General features: G+C 41.4%; 19 protein-coding genes. 9 read left to right on the top strand and 10 right to left on the bottom strand.

All coding sequences use genetic code 11. The annotated features are described in order from the left end of the window. Positions 1-9: 9 nt before the first annotated feature. The 4 genes from C2M33_RS21430 to C2M33_RS17960 all read left to right on the top strand — a co-directional run bounded on the left by C2M33_RS21430 (position 10) and on the right by C2M33_RS17960 (position 4,206). The gene (locus C2M33_RS21430) at positions 10-138 is read left to right on the top strand and encodes a hypothetical protein (protein WP_267894583.1); all 129 of its coding nucleotides are present in this window, start codon (positions 10-12) and stop codon (positions 136-138) included. A 25-nt stretch (positions 139-163) separates the two neighbouring features. After that, the gene (locus tag C2M33_RS17965; RefSeq protein ID WP_105175091.1) at positions 164-2,302 is read left to right on the top strand and encodes a peptidase domain-containing ABC transporter; all 2,139 of its coding nucleotides are present in this window, start codon (positions 164-166) and stop codon (positions 2,300-2,302) included. Positions 2,303-2,433: 131 nt separating this feature from the next. Beyond that, entirely contained in the window at positions 2,434-2,580 is a 147-nt protein-coding gene (locus C2M33_RS21145) for a hypothetical protein (protein ID WP_158685603.1), read from the top strand. 210 nt (positions 2,581-2,790) lie between these two features. Further along, positions 2,791-4,206, top strand: coding sequence for a mannose-1-phosphate guanylyltransferase/mannose-6-phosphate isomerase (locus tag C2M33_RS17960; protein WP_171038331.1), 1,416 nt, complete (start codon positions 2,791-2,793; stop codon positions 4,204-4,206). A 165-nt stretch (positions 4,207-4,371) separates the two neighbouring features. Here C2M33_RS17960 and C2M33_RS17955 read toward each other — a convergent pair whose 3' ends face one another. The 5 genes from C2M33_RS17955 to C2M33_RS21140 all read right to left on the bottom strand — a co-directional run bounded on the left by C2M33_RS17955 (position 4,372) and on the right by C2M33_RS21140 (position 8,155). Next, positions 4,372-5,256 carry a hypothetical protein gene (locus tag C2M33_RS17955; protein WP_105175089.1) on the bottom strand — a complete coding sequence of 295 codons (885 nt, stop codon included), beginning with the start codon at positions 5,254-5,256 and terminating at the stop codon, positions 4,372-4,374. 128 nt (positions 5,257-5,384) lie between these two features. After that, complete coding sequence (locus C2M33_RS17950; protein ID WP_105175088.1) at positions 5,385-6,578, bottom strand: dipeptidase; 1,194 nt, start codon at positions 6,576-6,578, stop codon at positions 5,385-5,387. Positions 6,579-6,637: 59 nt separating this feature from the next. Further along, positions 6,638-6,895: a YheU family protein gene (locus C2M33_RS17945; protein ID WP_063701522.1), complete on the bottom strand. Its 258-nt coding sequence runs from the start codon at positions 6,893-6,895 to the stop codon at positions 6,638-6,640. Next, positions 6,892-7,872, bottom strand: a complete 981-nt coding sequence (locus C2M33_RS17940) for a hydrolase (RefSeq protein WP_105175087.1) — start codon at positions 7,870-7,872, stop codon at positions 6,892-6,894. The genes C2M33_RS17945 and C2M33_RS17940 overlap by 4 nt, the downstream gene beginning before the upstream one ends. A gap of 142 nt (positions 7,873-8,014) precedes the next feature. Beyond that, the gene (locus C2M33_RS21140) at positions 8,015-8,155 is read right to left on the bottom strand and encodes a DUF3149 domain-containing protein (protein ID WP_119852677.1); all 141 of its coding nucleotides are present in this window, start codon (positions 8,153-8,155) and stop codon (positions 8,015-8,017) included. 266 nt (positions 8,156-8,421) lie between these two features. Between C2M33_RS21140 and C2M33_RS17935 the strand changes: the two genes are divergently transcribed. Continuing rightward, positions 8,422-8,847, top strand: coding sequence for a BLUF domain-containing protein (locus C2M33_RS17935; RefSeq protein WP_105175086.1), 426 nt, complete (start codon positions 8,422-8,424; stop codon positions 8,845-8,847). A gap of 15 nt (positions 8,848-8,862) precedes the next feature. Here C2M33_RS17935 and C2M33_RS17930 read toward each other — a convergent pair whose 3' ends face one another. Both C2M33_RS17930 and C2M33_RS17925 read right to left on the bottom strand, forming a co-directional pair. Continuing rightward, positions 8,863-9,954 (bottom strand): MBL fold metallo-hydrolase, encoded by a 1,092-nt coding sequence (locus C2M33_RS17930; RefSeq protein WP_105175085.1) that lies wholly within the window; start codon positions 9,952-9,954, stop codon positions 8,863-8,865. Between the two features lie 132 nt (positions 9,955-10,086). After that, a complete protein-coding gene (locus C2M33_RS17925; protein ID WP_063701530.1) occupies positions 10,087-10,743 on the bottom strand; it encodes a DUF2959 domain-containing protein in 657 nt (218 codons plus the stop codon). Positions 10,744-10,829: 86 nt separating this feature from the next. Between C2M33_RS17925 and C2M33_RS17920 the strand changes: the two genes are divergently transcribed. The 3 genes from C2M33_RS17920 to dtd are packed head-to-tail and all read left to right on the top strand — an operon-like array spanning position 10,830 to position 13,106. Continuing rightward, a complete protein-coding gene (locus C2M33_RS17920) occupies positions 10,830-11,702 on the top strand; it encodes a virulence factor BrkB family protein (protein WP_063701532.1) in 873 nt (290 codons plus the stop codon). 25 nt (positions 11,703-11,727) lie between these two features. Beyond that, the gene (locus C2M33_RS17915; RefSeq protein ID WP_105175084.1) at positions 11,728-12,681 is read left to right on the top strand and encodes an alpha/beta fold hydrolase; all 954 of its coding nucleotides are present in this window, start codon (positions 11,728-11,730) and stop codon (positions 12,679-12,681) included. Then, positions 12,669-13,106 carry a D-aminoacyl-tRNA deacylase gene (gene dtd / locus C2M33_RS17910; protein WP_063701537.1) on the top strand — a complete coding sequence of 146 codons (438 nt, stop codon included), beginning with the start codon at positions 12,669-12,671 and terminating at the stop codon, positions 13,104-13,106. The genes C2M33_RS17915 and dtd overlap by 13 nt, the downstream gene beginning before the upstream one ends. Before the next feature lie 7 nt (positions 13,107-13,113). Here dtd and C2M33_RS17905 read toward each other — a convergent pair whose 3' ends face one another. Beyond that, positions 13,114-13,803, bottom strand: a complete 690-nt coding sequence (locus C2M33_RS17905; RefSeq protein ID WP_105175083.1) for a spermidine synthase — start codon at positions 13,801-13,803, stop codon at positions 13,114-13,116. Between the two features lie 226 nt (positions 13,804-14,029). On the opposite strand from C2M33_RS17905, the gene C2M33_RS17900 reads away from it, so the two are divergent. Beyond that, positions 14,030-14,923 carry a bifunctional GNAT family N-acetyltransferase/hotdog fold thioesterase gene (locus tag C2M33_RS17900; protein WP_063701541.1) on the top strand — a complete coding sequence of 298 codons (894 nt, stop codon included), beginning with the start codon at positions 14,030-14,032 and terminating at the stop codon, positions 14,921-14,923. A 42-nt stretch (positions 14,924-14,965) separates the two neighbouring features. On the opposite strand, the gene C2M33_RS17895 is transcribed toward C2M33_RS17900, so the two are convergent. After that, entirely contained in the window at positions 14,966-16,003 is a 1,038-nt protein-coding gene (locus tag C2M33_RS17895) for a phospholipase A (protein ID WP_063701543.1), read from the bottom strand. Positions 16,004-16,189: 186 nt separating this feature from the next. Beyond that, positions 16,190-17,308 carry a succinylglutamate desuccinylase/aspartoacylase family protein gene (locus tag C2M33_RS17890; RefSeq protein WP_105175082.1) on the bottom strand — a complete coding sequence of 373 codons (1,119 nt, stop codon included), beginning with the start codon at positions 17,306-17,308 and terminating at the stop codon, positions 16,190-16,192. Positions 17,309-17,310 lie beyond the last annotated feature (2 nt).

Here is a 17,310-nt window from a genome sequence, read left to right as displayed (position 1 = left end):
GTAGTTATTATGGATAATGGATGGGGTAGTAATCCCGAAAATGGTTGGTTTAATAAAAATGTAACTAAGAAAGGAATGTTTTTTTCAGGTTTCTTTATAGGTTTATCAATAGGCTTTTTTATGACTATTTTAATTTGACTTTGAAGAGTTGTACGGAGTTATTATGGCTTTAGTTAATTTTAATATTAAATTCTTAACCCCTCTGATACTTCAATCCGAAATTGCTGAATGCGGTCTCGCCTCTATGGCCATGGTGGCATGCTATCACGGTCACAAGCTTGATATGCCTGCAATGCGAAAGCGCTTTGCGGCGAACCTAAAGGGGATGAATTTACAGCAGTTAATTGAGTTGGGGGATAGCTTAGGATTAGCGAGTCGTGCGTTACAGTGTCCATTTGAAGAGGTTCATAAGCTGCAGACTCCCTGTATATTGCATTGGGATATGAATCACTTTGTAGTTTTGACCAAAGTTTCTGGGAAGGGAAAATCAGCCAAATTAGCGATTAATGATCCAGCCCTTGGGAAGCGGAATCTAAATAGCGAGGAATTTAGTAAGCACTTTACCGGTATTTGTTTGGAGCTCACGCCAACCAGTAAGTTTGAAGCTAAACAAGAACAGGCACGAATGAGGTTTAGTCAGCTTTGGAGTGCTGTTACTGGTCTAAAAACTGGCTTAATAAAATTAATTGCGCTGTCGCTGGTTTTACAGCTATTTGCACTGATGACACCCTATTATATGCAGTGGGTCGTGGATGAAGTGTTGGTTAGCTTTGATGAGTCTTTGCTCACGGTGCTTGCGCTAGGTTTTGCATTAATTGCGATCATTTCAGTTATTACTAATGCAGTGCGGAGCTGGTTGATTTTGAGGCTTTCGAGTCTGCTAAACATGCAAATGGGGGTTAATCTATTACGTCATTTACTGCGCCTCCCTATGAACTACTTTGAATCCCGCCACATTGGCGATATTGTTTCCCGTTTTGGCTCACTAGCGCAAATACGTGAGCGTATTACCACAGGGTTTGTAGAAACATTTGTTGATGGTGTTATGGCTATTACCGTATTGATTATGATGTTGATTTATTCACTTAAGTTGACAGCTGTTGTTGTAGGCGCAATTACCCTTTATACGCTTGTACGCTTAGTGCTGTATCGACCACTGCATCAAGCTACAGAAGAAATGATTCAAAACTCCGCTAAAGAGCAATCAAACTTTTTAGAAAACATTCGTGGTATGCAAACAATTAAATTGTTTGGTAATGAAGCGCAGCGCCAAGGTATTTGGCAAAACCGTTATGCTGAGGTAATAAATAGTGAAATACGTTTAGGGCGATTAAATATTAGTTTTGAGTCTTTTAATAAACTACTGTTTGGTCTTGAGAATGTAGTGGTTATTTACCTTGCTGCACTTTTGGTTATGAGTAATAGCTTATCTGTCGGTATGGTGTTGGCATTCATAGCCTATAAAAATCAGCTTACAAGTCGCTTTGCAAATTTCATCGAGCAAATAATCCAATTTAAAATGATGCGCTTACACCTTGACCGTATCGCTGATATTGCGCTTACTAAGCAAGAAGCGAATCGCGATGGTGACTTGGCCTACAGAGGGAGTAGCGACAATAAAGTGAAAGGTAAGCTTAGCCTTGAAAATATCAGTTTTAGTTATAGCGATGATCAAGCACCTATTTTAAAAGATATAAATTTAACGCTAAATTCATGCGAGTCTATTGCTATTACTGGCCCGTCTGGCGCGGGTAAAACGACGTTAATGAAAATCATGTTGGGTTTATTACAACCAACATCAGGCAAAGTGTTACTTGATGGCATGGATATTACCCAACTTGGCCTTAAAAATTACCGCAAACAAATAGCCGCAGTAATGCAAGATGACACGCTATTAGCTGGCTCAATCGCCGATAATATTAGCTTCTTTGACCCACAACCTAATTACTTAAAAATAGAACAGTGCGCTCGTCATGCAGCAATTCATAGTGATATTACTAAAATGACTATGGGTTATAACTCATTAGTGGGCGATATGGGTTCTAATTTATCCGGTGGACAACTTCAACGGTTATTACTTGCCAGAGCGCTGTACCAATCTCCCAGCGTCCTATTTTTGGATGAAGCAACGAGTCATTTAGATCAAGAGAACGAAGCAAAAATCAGTGAGCAAATTAAGCACCTAGAGATGACGCGAATAATGATTGCTCACAGGCAAGAGACTATCAATATGGCGGATAAAGTGTTTGAGTTGCAAGGTGGTGCTTTAACAAACAAAGTAGTTAAAAATGAAACTGCGTAATCGAATATGAATTTAGTAACTTGTATTTAACAAGCTACTAAATCAATGGCTAGGCACGTTAATTCTTCTAAAGAAAAGCGGCTAACCTATTAACTACCCAACAAAAAATGTGAATACATGGAGAGTATATAATGCGTCAATTAAATTTGATTGAAATTCAAGTGGTTTATGGTGGAGTACTATCGAATAGAGCAGTTAATGAAGGAGATTTTATAAAGGAAGATAAACCTGGGTTTGGCATGCCACACTTACCTTCACCAATAGAAACTGACGATTAGATGATAATGTAGATAAGGAGGGTCTCCTTCTTATCTAAAAAGAAAATTTATGACGAATAGCAATTTGGCGCGGTGCGTATGGCATGGGTTATAAAAGCCATTTTATTTGTATGTTCATTTAGATGTGTTGAACTCTAACATGTAATTGCCCTAAGCTACACACTCAAAAATTTGTTAAACTCATGGTTGGATTATTTACTTTAAGCAATCATGAGTCGCAAAATTACCCCCGTTATTCTTGCTGGTGGCATAGGTTCTCGTTTATGGCCTTTGTCGCGTAAAGCGATGCCTAAGCAATTTTTATCTTTGCTTAGCGAAAAGTCACTCTTACAGAGCACGCTTTTACGTGTGGCTGACTCACGATTTAATGCGCCGATTTTAGTTTGTAATGAAGAACATCGTTTTATTGCTAAAGCGCAAATTGCAGAAATCACTGATAGCTTTACGTTGCTTCTTGAACCCGTAGGTAAAAATACTGCACCGGCGATTGCGTTAGCGGCTGAATTTGCATTGCAAAATGGCCTAACGGATCCCTTACTGGTGATGCCTGCTGATCACCACATTAGTGACTTTGAGAAGCTTATTGCCTGCTTAGATAATGCTATAGCACTTTGTCAGCAACAACAGTTAGTGACTTTTGCCATTACTCCTACAGAGCCTCATACCGGCTATGGGTATATTCGCCAAGGAGAGCCGTTAGCCCATGAAGGCTGCTTTAAGGTGGCTGAATTCAAAGAAAAACCAGCACTACAATTAGCCAAAAAGTACCTTGCTAGTGGTGACTATAGCTGGAATAGTGGCATGTTTTTATTTCTGCCAGATGTGTATTTATGCGAGCTTACTCGCTTTGCACCAAAGATTGCTGACAGTGTCGCCAAAGCGGCAAGTTTCACTGCAGATTTAGGTTTTCAACGGCCCGTTGCTAATTCGCTTGCAGCATGCCCCAGTGATTCTATTGATTATGCTATTTTGGAACGTAGCGCTAACGTTGCTGTTATCCCTGTTGATTTAAATTGGAGTGACGTAGGTAGTTTTTCAGCGCTGTCGAAAATCGCTGAAAAAGACCACCATGGTAACTATTTAGCCTCGCAAGGAGTGAGTTTAGATAGCGAAAATAATCTACTTATTAGCGAAGCCGATCACACCATTGCGGCGCTCGGTGTGACTAATCAAGCCATTATACATACTCATGATGCCACCTTAGTGGCAGATAAAAGTGCACTCGATAAGCTCCCTGATTTACTTAAACAGCTTGCTTTAGTTGATAATGACAAATTGACCCATCACCAAGCGGTATTTAGGCCTTGGGGTAACTACCGAACTTTAATTGAAAGCACGGGCTTCAAGGTGAAAAAAATAATTGTAAACCGTGGTGCAAAACTCTCAACTCAGCGCCATCAACATCGTGCAGAACATTGGGTCGTCGTATCAGGAGTCGCAAATGTCCGAGTTGGCGATAACGAATTTGAATTAACAGCTGACCAATCTTGTTATATTGCGGCAAAGCAATTACATAGCCTTGCTAATCAACAAAACACACCACTGATCGTTATTGAAGTACAAACCGGTGCGATACTAGATGAAAGCGACATCGAGCGATTTGATGATAGGTATGGCAGAGACTAGCTGGAAGCTCTAAGCTTTCAGCTATAAGTTTTAAGTAGATTAAGCGGGTTGTTTTCTTTCGGTTCACAGGAACTAATTGTTGCTTGAGGGTAAACTGGATTTAGTGTGTCCTAGCACCTAGCACCTAGCACCTAGCACCTAGCACCTAGCACCTAGCACCTTCTATCATTTCCCCAATGCTTTATCTAGTTCTTCTCTAAGGCGTGGGCCTTTTAGGTTTTCAGCCATGATTTCGGCAACTTTTGCGTTGCTACTATTTTCAAGAGCGATAATGCGCTCTGCTAAATCACTGGCATAACTGTTGTTGCCGTCTCTTGTGGCACGGAAAAATTGGCCGATGAGGGCTGTGGCAGAAATATTGCGAACATAATCATTATCGTCAGTCTGTAACAGCTTTTGAAAATGCTCAGCGAGCTTAGGCGAGACGTTATTTTGGCGAGATAAATTCTCTAATGTACTGATACGAATCTTAGGGTCATTCGTGTATTCGCTAATGCTTATCATGGCATCGGTTACAGCATTTGCTTGGCTGTCGTCCAAGTCGCGTCTGAGCATGCTTAGGGTCATTTTTAGTTGTCCGTAAGCTGCTAAGCGCTCATTTTCGGACTTACTCAAATTGAGTAAGATAGCAAGTGCTTCATTTATTGAGCTGTCGGCATATTGTGGGTCTGCTTTGATGCGTTCTCGGTAGTCATCAGGTAAATTACTTAGCCAGCCAAGCGCTGGATTTCTCTTCTCAATTTCGGCACGTCGCTCGTTTTCTTGCTTTTCTATCGCTTGTTCAACCAATGTTGCTAGCAGTTCGGGATCAATGGCAGGCGCTTGATTTTCAAGCTCGTGAATGCGTGTTTCGAGATCTAAAATATAGCCATGTAAGGCGACTAGGTTTTCTCTATCTTGTTCTGGAATGGCCAGCTTTTTTAAGGTGGGTTTTGCCTGCTGAATCGCGACAGGCTTGTCCGTCGAGATTGATTTTGTGTGGCTATAAATAGATAAGCCTAGTGCAATGCTTGCAAATGCCAGCGCAGTATTCCCTTGCCAAGTTGACATATCACATCATCCAAGTTGTTTGTAATATCAGCAGATTAAAACAAGCCATTTGTATTATCAATTACTTATGATGATAAAAACAAAAAGCGCAGCTAGTTAGCTGCGCTTTTAAAGAGAGTTTATGTCGATTAATGGGCTTTTGCGTATGCTTCAGCTTGTTGCCATACACGGAGCATATTGCCACTTAAAATCTTTTTAATGTCTTTATCGCTATACCCACGGTCCATTAGACCTTGCACTAGGTTAGGATAGCTAGATACATCTTTTAAGCCAGTAGGTAGAGAGTCGCCGACACCATCGTAATCTGAGCCAATACCCACATAATCGATGCCAATTAGCTCAATGACATGATCAATGTGATCAAGTACTTGTTCTAAGCTTGCAAATGGAAACGGGTTTTTAGCGCGATAAGCAGCATCAAAATCTTTACTTAGTTTAGTACCGTCTTTCTTCTTTTCAGCCTTTGCTGATTTAAGTTGATCATACCAAGAGCCTGCTTGAGCTGTAACAAAGCTTGAACCGAAGTTAATTTGAATAACGCCACCATTCTTTTTAAGCGCTAACAGCATTTCGTCGTTCATATTACGCTCAAAGCCGGGGGTGTATTTACGCAGTGACGAGTGTGAAGCAATCACAGGTACTTTTGAAATTTCCATCACTTGATAAAACGCATCATCAGAAATATGCGATACATCAACCAGCATACCAATGTTATTCATTTCTTTTACCAGCTCTTTACCAAATGGGCTCAGGCCTTTCCACTTACGACGAATATCATAAGATGAATCAGAAATGTGGTTACTCTGCGAGTGGGCTAAAGTGATGTAACGTACGCCACGCTCATAAAAATGCTTAAGGTTCTTAATGTCGCCTTCGATAGGTGAGCCGTTTTCCATACCCATAGCAATCGACATTTTGCCTTGTTTAAACTGCGCTTTAATATCAGCAGTCGAGTCTGCAATAGCGAACTTATCTGGCGCGCGTTGCACAATCGCTTCCATCGAGTCGATCAGCTGATTTGCTAATTGGTAGCTTTTACCTTTGCCTTCAAATTCTAGGTTTGCAGGAATATAAATTGACATGAAAGGGGCATTCAAACCACCTTGCACAGCACGCGGGTAATCGAAATCACCGTCGCTTGTGGCTTTTGTTACGTCAGCCCACTTGTTATGAATACGATAAGGCACATCGATATGCGTATCGATTAAAATAGTGTCTTTTGCCAGTTTAATGGCTTTATCTGATGCAGTAACCTGATCTGCGCTTGCTTGGCCAATCAAGGCCAAAGACACAGCGGCAACCAATGAGCTTAGTTTTTTCATTTTTAATGGCTCTTTAAGTTAAAAAGCCATTGTGAAGGGATACGGTTTAACTTACAAGTTTAGTCGTTAAACGACGCTTGGTACTCTGGATCTGCCTGCAAGGCAATGAATTCAGCCTTTGAGATAATAGTCACTGATTCATGTAACTCAGAAAAAAACACCATGGCTTCACCACTTTTAAGCTGTTGATGAACCTGCGCTACTTTGCTTTCAATACTAAACTCTTGTTCGCCGTAATCAGTGCCTTCACGTAACACATAACTTTCGATTAAATTATACAGAGTCTCTTTATCGAGGCGGTCGTGAGGAATGATCATAGCTGCTCTTTTTTAACTAATTGTTGAAAATACTCAGGCACAATTCGTTCAAGCCAATACTCGGGTTTAAAAGGGTTTTTACCGCTAATAAAGCCGACATGGCCACCTTGTTCTGAGATGCGCAGCGTAACATGTTCACTGACATCTACGCTATCTGGCACGGCTTTTATTGATAACATTGGGTCATCTTTGGCGTGCACAATCAGTGTAGGTGTTGCAATGCTTTTTAAAAACGGCTTAGCACTCGCTTGTTGATAATAATCTTCAGCGCCCGCAAAGCCATGCAATGGTGCCGTGAGCATATTATCGAATTGCCATAAGTCATCAATCGCCATAAGTTTTTCTGGCGTTAGGCTAATTTGTTGTTCGATTTGTGGCAGCTTTCTTTGCATCGACTTTTTCATCCGGTCGAGCAAATATTTTTGATAAATTTTACCCAAGCTTTTACGAATAACTTCGCAAGATGAAGATAAATCAAACGGTGCAGATACAACGGCAGCACCTGTTAAGTTCGATTTAGCACCTTGCTCACCTAAATACTTTGCCAGCACATTACCACCTAATGAAAAGCCCACTGCAAATAACGGGCGTTTTGGAAACTTGATCTTAAGATGGTTGATGAAAAAACGCAGATCTTCAGTTTCACCGCTGTGATAAGCACGTGCCAAACGGTTAACTTCGCGAGAGCAGTTTCGAAAATGCATTAAGACCACAGCAAAGCCTTGCTGCTTAAGTTTTTTCATCATGCCTTTAGCATAAAAGCTATTTATGTTGCCTTCTAAGCCATGCAATACAATAGCGAGGGGGGCTTGTTCGTTATGAGGTGTTGCCCAAGCCAGTTCTAAAAAGTCACCATCAGGAGTATCGATTGTCGATAAGTCGTAGCGGGTATTATGAAAAGGGCGAAAAAAGCGCGGCATTATGGTTTGTAAATGGCGATTGCGCATCCACCACGCAGGCTTAAACTCAGGTAACATAGCTGACACTTTCGAAACAAAATAAGCGCCTATTGTAGCAAGTTTTTGCTTTTTGAGAACCGCTACAAGATTTTAGCTGAATGTAAATAAAAAGCCCCTAAACAATAAATTGGATAGGGGCTTTGTGCGTCGTGCTTAATTCTTATTTAGGAACTTCTGCGTCGTGAATTTTCTTAATAAAGAAACCAACGTAGAAAAGGCATAAAACGATAACAACTGCCAAAATGCCGAATGACATAAATAAAACTGGGTCGCTAAAAAAATCTCTGAAGAATACGTTCATGGTTGTGCCTCCTAATGTCTATGGGTTAATCATAGGCTGGCTTGAGGACGGCTGATATGATCCAGATCAAGCAATTTTCCTGATGCTAAATAAGCCGATTTAATAGTTGATTTGGATCAAGTTTATTAGGGCAGTTCAAATTTTTAAGCAGAGCGAGAGGGGGGTCTTGGTAAAAGTCAGTATTTAGCCTGCGCTAAGCGCTAACTCTTTTTGCTAAACATGTCATCTGTACTATCTTTTCTAAATCCAACTTGCAGGAGAGTAAGATGTATTTAGTTAGACTGATTTACACAAGTGAAATTAGCGATGGGTTTGGGCCTAATGACATCGAAGAGATTCTTGAGAAAGCGAAAAAGAATAATGCTGAATGCAATGTAACTGGGTTGCTGTGTTTTAATAGCACACACTTTTTGCAGTGCTTAGAAGGATCTCGTAAAGCGGTCAATGACACTTATCATCGTATTCTTAATGACACTCGCCATCGCAATATCATCATGCTTAATTACTGTGAAATAGTAGAGCGTGAATTTGAGAATTGGTCGATGGGCTATATACCTTATTCAAAACTTACAACCCCATTAAACTTAAAGTACTCTGGTAGCAGCGAATTTAATCCATTGGCCATGTCAGCTGGAAGCGCCCATAAACTTATGCTGGCTTTACGGGACTCGTTGCTCACACATACTATGTAATGCTTGCAAGTGTCACTACAGTGACACTTGCTCACCTTCATTCAATATGTAAAGGGGAACTTGGCTGTTCATCTGCTTTTGCATGTGCAGTAATCTCAATAATGCAGAGTGACTTGAATGGTCGCCCATTTGCCAGCTTGAATTGCCATAACCCCATGGGATCATCACTTTACAACTTAGCTCCTCAGCAGCGTTTAAAGTGTCTTCTGGCGTAGTGTGGACATAGCGATACCACTTACCATTTTCCTCATGGTAATAAGAAGCGATGGGCATTAAACATATATCAATCTCGCCATATTTTTGCTTAATATCCTGAAAATGTTTTGAATACCCAGTATCGCCAGCAAAATATAATGTTTTCCCATTTTGCTCAAGTAACCAGCCACTCCATAAATCTTTGTTGTGGTCGTCGTAGATGAAAGGCACCATGATGCGACTGCTAAAATGATGAGCTGGCACTGCATGAATCGTTAAATCATTAATCTGTGTACTTGCGTACCAGGCCATTTCTGAAATATCAAAGCCACCTGTTGGGAAGTTATCGGCAAATCCTAACGGCACTAGATAGCGTGGTTTGTTACCAATTTCTTCAATATCGGCTTTGTTAAAATGATCATAGTGAATATGTGAATACAGTACCGCATCTAAGTCATTAATTTCAGCTTGTGAGGGCCAAAAACCTGGCTTGCGATAAATACCCCCAGCGAGCTTAAAGGCCAAGTCTACGGGCGAATCAAATTGTTCTTTGACTGGGTCAAACAAGAGCTTTTCACCATTGGGTGATTGAATATAAAAACCAGCATGGCCTAGCCAGCGAACTGTAAACCCTGAGTTGATTTCTGGCACATGTTGCTCTGCTTGAAACTGGCATTGTGAGTTGCTGTCGTCGCAAATAAGCAGGTCTGATTCTGCATAGCAATTATCAGTGCAGGTTGTTGGGTATTCTTTATCCCCGGGGTAAAGGTTGTGGTAGCGACCTTCGTACTCCCCCTCGGTTTTTAATGGCGTGATGGTGCCTTCACCGGCAATAACATTGACCTTATTAGGGCTGCTACAGGCTGTTAAAAGTGCTGCTGCAATAAGTGTTGAGAGTGTTTTTAAATGCATACCATGCTTACTTTTTATTCTTTGCCGTGAGTTTAGCAAAATAAGATTTAAGATAAATCATTAAAAAGTAACAAGAGATTACACAAAAAAGCCTACGTTTAAGTAGGCTTAGTAAAAAATAGTGCGGGCTAATTAACCTGCTTTATTCATTTGCTCAATGAACTTATTAGAGTCTTCAATAGATTTGTTCATGTCGTCCATTAACACTTTAATATCGCGTTTAAGATTAGTGAACTCACCTTTGATGGCAGAAACTGCTTGCGCGTTTAAGTTGTGTTTTAAATACAGAACGTTGTCATGTAAAGACGATAACACGGGTTCCATCTTGCTTTCAGCGCTGCGCATTGAGCGTAGCAGTTGGTCAAACTGGCGTTTAGTTGCATTGAGCTTTTTGCTGCTTTCACGTTTTAGTGAAGCACTTTTATATTGCTCAAGCTCATCAGCCCACTCTTCAAATAACGCTTCGGCTACATCTTCAACTTTATTGATGTTGCTTGTTACGTCGTTTGCTGCCGCTAGGCTCGACTCGTAATCATCATTAAGTTGATTGTAGGCATCTTGTAGTTCACCACCATCAAAATTGATAAGCGTGGTTAATCTGTCTAATGCTGATTGAAACTCTTCTTGTGACTCTTGTTGTGCTTCTTTTGTTTCTTCTACGCGGTCCACTAAAATGTCGCGTTTATGCACACCGACAGACTCCATGGCTGAGTAATAAGCTGACTGACAGCCTGATAATGCCATTGTTACTGCAAATAGTGGTGCACTTAAAAGTGTCAGTTTTTTCATTGAGAATCCTTTTTAGGTACCTGTCATTTCAAATTATGTGGTGGATTGCTATGATTATCAAAACATTTTAGCAGAAATTAGATTCTATGGATGAGAAGCTCACTCGTTATAAGCTGCAAATAAGCATTTTCTTAAAGCAACAGCCTGCTTGGTGGATGCAGTATCTTAATCGTTGTATTGACGATCAAATCACTGTCAATGCGGGTTATTTGGCTTATGTAACCTTATTGTCAATTGTGCCTTTAGTGGCGGTAGGTGTGGCTATTTTTTCTGCTTTTCCGGGTTTCGAAAGCACCTTGGTAACCATAGAAAACTTTTTGTTTACTAATCTTGTGCCAACTTCGTCAGATGTCATTAAAGAGCATATTAGCGCCTTTGCCGGTAATGCGAATAAAATGACTGCCGTCGGTGTGGGCTTTTTAGCGGCGGTATCTTTGCTGCTTATTCGCAATGTCGATGCCACATTAAACCGGATTTGGCGAATCAAGAAAAAACGCCCAATGATGATTTCGTTTGCCGTTTATTGGATGGTACTAAGCTTAGGCCCTGTGCTATTAGGGGCAAGCATTGGTGTTACCTCATACATCGTGTCTTTAGTGTCATTTGCTGATCAAGGAATACCGGGATTTAGTGGCTTTTTATTGAAATTATTACCTTACATAATTTCAATGGTTGGCTTCATTATGCTCTATACTTTAGTTCCTAACACACGAGTTCCATTTAGAGCGGCAATTCCAGGCGCTTTGTTTGCAGCTATGTTGTTCGAGCTGACAAAGAAAGGCTTTGCTTTGTACATCAGCCACTTCCCATCATACGAAGTAATTTATGGTGCACTGGCAACGATCCCAATTTTGTTTGTATGGGTGTATTTGTCATGGGTTGTCGTATTACTCGGTGCAGAATTTACTGTTTGTATCAGCCCTGAAAACATTGAAGACACGCCTGATATAGAAGTTTAAATATACTGCACCTAAGGAGAGCGAGGTGCAGTTACATCCACATTATATTGCCAACCGTGACTATCATTTGAGTGTTGGCGATGGTCATCAAATTCATGTGCAAGAGTATGGGGCCACGACAGGTATCGCTGTGGTGCTATGTCATGGCGGGCCCGGTGTGGGTTTGTGTCCTGAAAATTGCCGCTTTTTCGATTTAGAACGTTTTCGGGTGATCATGTTCAGCCAGCGTGGCTGTGGTCACTCAACTCCTCATGATATCTCTCAAAATACCACCTCAGAGTTAGTCGCCGATCTCGAGTTTTTACGCAATCAGTTGGGCATTGAAAAGTGGCTAGTGTGTGGTGATTCTTGGGGGGCAACCTTAGCGCTCGTATATGCAATTAAGCACCGAGAACACATTTCGGGGCTTATTTTACGTGCCAGTTTTTTAGCTTGTAACAGTGATTTTGAATGGCTTTACACAACAAAAGGAGCCGGCGCGCATTTCTATCCTGAATGCTTTAATGAATTTGCACATGATTACACTGATTGGCATGCCTTACTCGACTTTTATCAGCAACAACTAAACAGTGATGATCAAATTAAAGCCAGTAAATTTGCCAAGCTGTGGTGTCATTGGGAGCAGGTGTTATGTCATGGTGAGCCCCTAACAAACTGGGGGTTACAAGAGCCTCATGTTGGGCTAAATCAAGCAAGGTTAACGGTGCATTATTTTCGTCATCACTGTTTTATTGAAGAGGGCTATATCGCAGAAAATGCGCATGTCTTAACGCATCTACCCATGTGGTTTATTCATGGCCGTGCCGATTTGATCTGTCGCTATAGTGCCGTACAGCAGCTTGCTGAACAGTTAAATGCGCAATTATTGATTTTAGATGGCATTGGGCACAGTAGCGATAATCAGGTATATTTGGCGGCAATGCGACGTGCCGCAGATTTAATGTATATCAAGTTATCGAGGGATCAATGCAAGGCTTAATTCAAAGAGTAAAACAGGCAAAAGTAGAAGTGGCAGGCGCAGTAGTCGGTGAAATTTCACAAGGTATTTTGCTGCTATTAGGTGTTGAAAAACAGGATACCGAGCAAAGCGCTCAAAAGCTTTTACACAAAGTCAGTAATTACCGTATTTTCACCGATGAACAAGGAAAGATGAATTTAAGTTTGAATGATATCAAAGGTGAGCTTTTAGTGGTTTCGCAGTTTACGTTAGCAGCCGACACTAAAAAGGGCATGCGTCCGAGCTTTTCAAGTGCTGGCACGCCAGAACAAGCTAATACGCTCTATGAGTATTTTATCGCAGAAGCTAAAAAAGCAGGCTTAACAGTGGCTACAGGGCAATTTGGTGCTGATATGCAAGTAAGCCTATGTAACGATGGTCCCGTTACTTTTAATTTATCTGTGTAACAGACAGCTACTTTTTTATCATCACGATGTGGTTCACGTAGTCGGGGATTTTTACAATGCTTGGCCGTTTACCGAATTCAGTGATCAGTAGGTGTTCAAGTTGTTTTAGCTGCGATGGGTGATTAGATAAAAAATTAATGAACAACAAGCCATCTTTGGCCATCGCTGCTCTTAGTTTGGTGTAAAACTGGTGTTTGTATAAAAATAATGGCGCATCTACCTCACTGAATAAATCTAGGATAATCCAATTGTATTCGTTGTTTTGCTCTAACACTTGCTGAGCATCAAAACAGTGTAGGTTATTAGCGTGATCGCCCCCAAAATAGCGTTTATAGCAGTGAATTATGTCGGGGTTTTTATCTACTGATGTCAGTTGGCTATCAGGGTAGGTGTGCTGTAAGTAATTACGAATAGCACCACCACCTAGCCCTAGTTCTAAAATCTTTTGAGGTTCGTCTAGGTCTTGCCAAAGTTTTGCAAGGTATTGTAAGTGTGGGAAAAGTAATCTAGCAGGGCGGCGTTTTTCGATAACGGATTGCAGGGTTTCGTTGATCAGTAACCAACGTAATTGGTTCATTTGCCTAACTTGAATACTGTAATTGCCTTGCTTATGCCAATAAATGAGTTGCCCTAATCGGTGACAGTCCTCAATAAAACTATGTTTTACTGCGCCACTGGGTTCAAGAAAATGTTCCATATTTCGGGCCTTTAGCAATATCATTATAAAAATAAGACAATTATTTCAGCATAGACCAGTAGGCATAAAGTGCAATTGTGCATTAGTTTTTACAGCTAAGAATAATAATTTAGGCTGGGTCACCAAAGTATTATTCCAACTTGTTAGAAGATAGCGTATCGTAATTCGCATTCCAAAGGCCATGAGAAAAACAACAGACAGTGGCTGAATTATCACAGGAGTTTTTATGTTTAAAGTGACCACCCCACAAAGCAGCGAAGATTGGCAAGCGTATTATTCATTACGTTGGCAGGTTTTAAGAGCACCTTGGGGCGAGCCGCGCGGTTCTGAGCAAGATGACTTGGAGCAAGACGCAGAGCACCGCTTTATCAAAAATAATAACGGCGACGTATTAGGTGTAGCTCGCCTGCATTTTAATAATCACAAGCAAGCGCAAGTTCGTTATATGGCGGTCGCTGAAGGTAATCGTAACCAGCATATTGGTAGCCGTTTATTACATGAATTAGAAAAAATAGCATGGACTCAAGATGCCGACGAGCTGGTATTGTTTGCTCGTGAGCGAGCACTTGATTTCTATAAGCGCCATGGCTACGAAGTAAAAGAAAAAGCGCACCTTGCTTATGATGATGTTCAGCACTGGAAAATGGTAAAACAAAAGCCGTCTGAGCCGGGGTGGTTCCGTCATCCAAACTGGACACAAGTGCTGCAAAATACGTGGCGTGAGTCGATCCCAATCAGTGATGCGATGGGTATTAAGGTAGAAAGCTATACCGATTGGCAGTTTACTACTCGCGCTGACTTAGATGCGAACTTAAACCTTCATAACACCATGTTTGCTGGCTCGATTTATAGTTTAGCGACTTTAACAGGCTGGGGCGCAACCTACCTTGCACTAAAAGAAGCAGGGCTTGAAGGGAATATCGTGTTAGCTGATGCCAACATTAAATACCTTAAACCACTGAATAACGACCCTCGTGGTAGTGTTGAGCTGGCTGGTTGTAAAGGCAAGTTAGCGGAGTTAGAAGACAGTGGTAAAGCAAGCTACCATGTGCCAGTAAACGTATACGATGGCGATGTGTTAGTAGCAGAATTTGAAGGTCACTTCATCGTTAAAAAGTAACGACTATTTAGAGCGAGCTAACTAAAGCTCGCTCTTTATCAGTTAAAGTAAGTCAGTTAATAGAATACCCACACCAAAACGTTCAATATCGGCGTTGTAATCAATTAAGCTTTCGCCATAACCATTAAAGTATTGTGCGTAACCACGTAATCGGCCCCAAAGAGGGAAAGACCAATCTAATTGGATTGCACCGCGGTTATCTGAATTTAAGTTATTACGGGTCATAAAGCTAAATTCATGCTCGTTGTAACGGTATGCACCCGAGAACTCAAAGTAACCCATGTATTTGTAGATATCTGGATTATCATCGCCACGGGCTTCGATCTCATCGTCTTTTTTGTCTTCAGGAATGCGGTACCAAGGCTTAAAGCTAAATACAAAGCCATCTTTTTCCCATAAGAAATCCGCATAAATACGGTTCCATGAACGTGAATTTGGCTGGCTGCGGCCATTCGATTGATGTGAGGCACCAATTGCAATTGCCATTTCATCGCCCCAAAGCACATGCTCAGGGTCGAGGTAGTTCACCCAGAATATCTCAGGTTCATAATTCGTTTCACGAAACGGTGATGAAATATCTTTGTTATAAAACTGCCAAAACGATTGCATGGTAAATGCAAAAAATACGCCTTGGTCTTTATCTGAGAAGCCTTCGAAGATAGGCACTTTGATTGATAGTTGATATTTTACTTCAAGATTATCAAGTGGCTCGCCATCGACTTCTTCAGCGAGGTCTTTTAGGCCATCAAAAGGGCGCTCATTAGGATTGGATACGTAAGACAGCGGCAATATATAGTTACGCTTATGTGGGGTGATCACATTACGGTTTTTCTTACTTACTTCTTCACGGGCTTTACGTTTTTCAAGAGCGGTGAGCTTTTTGCTCTCGTCTAAGTCAGAACATTTTTTACGAAGTTCTTCGAGTGTTTGTTTACCGTCACCGCCAATAGCTTCGTTCAAAATACACTGCTTTACGAGTTCTAGCGCGTCATCTTGTTCGTTAGTTTGTGGTTGTTCAGTTTGAGCAAATACAGGTACAGAAAATAAGCCAGCGGCTGCCAGCCAAATGCGCCATCCCATTGCAGTTCCCTTTCAGTAGACTTGTAAGTAGGTATAATTATAACGATTTTTACATAAGTAACCGTGAACTTGTACTGAATTGTTGAAATTTTAGGTAAATAGAGAGCCCCAAGCTAAGCTTGGAGCCCTGCTGTAACGGCCTAAGGGCATAAGCCGTCGACTCTCACGCAATGAGAAGGAATGAGCTTATAGCTCAAATACGTTGGTAAAAAACTTATAAAGTTCAGTACCTTGATTCACGCTTGCTGAAGCAAAATGCAAAATAGCGATGGCGTCTTTATCAAAACTTAATGTTTGTAGGGGCTGCTCAGAAAGGTAGCGCTCCATTCTTAAAATACGGGCGATAGGCTCACCTGCTTTAATATGGCCACCCAGTGGGGCAAGGTATTCAACCATGCCACCCATAGGGGCGTAGTAAGCTATATAATCTTCAAGCATACAGGCATAGCGTGTCATCGCTTTTGGTTGGTACGCAGCATCAAATAATATCTCTTTTTGATTGAGGTAACTTAAAATGCTATTTGCATCTTCAAAAGCCGCACTTAAATCGATTTTTTCTTGGCTACCAAGTTCAACAGTGAATGCTTCGACTTGAACAGCAAATTCACGGCCTTGTTTGGCAAGCTCTTCAGATAGTGACCACCATGGGCAGAAACTCGCTTCATCCATCGCGCCATCAAAATCACTTGGGATCAGTAACACATGCTCGATGTTGAAGTAGCTTGCGCTGTCTTTGGCGTATTCAGGGCAATATAAGTGCTTACTCGAGATAGGCCCGGTGTGAAGGTCTAAAACGATATCAGCCTGGTGGGCAAGCTTTTGCAAGTTAAGAGCAATGCGCTTACCCGTTGTTAGGCTGTAATCAGGACCCGTTAATTGACTGTCGATGTCAGCAACGAGTGCCTGTTTAAATGCAGCTTTAAGGGTCGCATCATCACTGTCTTTATGCTGTTCAGCAATCTGTGACGGTAACGCTTTATTAAAGCGGTACATGCGGTTCCAGTTGGTGCCCGTGATTGGGTCGAAGCGACCTAAAGTAAACTCACCTGATTTTTGGTTGCAACCAATAGGGTTGGCATAAGGCACTAGGGTAATATCGCCACGCAGCTTGAGTGATTTTAGCTGCTCAAGCAATTGATAAATTACTGCATTACCTTGTACTTCAGCGCCGTGCATATTTGCTTGTATATACACGTCTGGCCCCGTGCCATCGCCTTTTAAGCGATACACTGGGATTGTTAGAGGTAGGCCGTTTGCAATCTCGCCAACAACAATATTCTCTTGGCTGATTAATTCTTTACTCATGG

Origin of the sequence: Pseudoalteromonas sp. T1lg122 (assembly GCF_002964825.1) — a bacterium.
In the GTDB taxonomy this organism is placed as follows: Bacteria; Pseudomonadota; Gammaproteobacteria; order Enterobacterales; family Alteromonadaceae; genus Pseudoalteromonas; species Pseudoalteromonas gelatinilytica.
The sequence above is the reverse complement of the archived record's forward strand: the minus strand, read 5'-3'. Positions and strand labels throughout refer to the sequence as shown.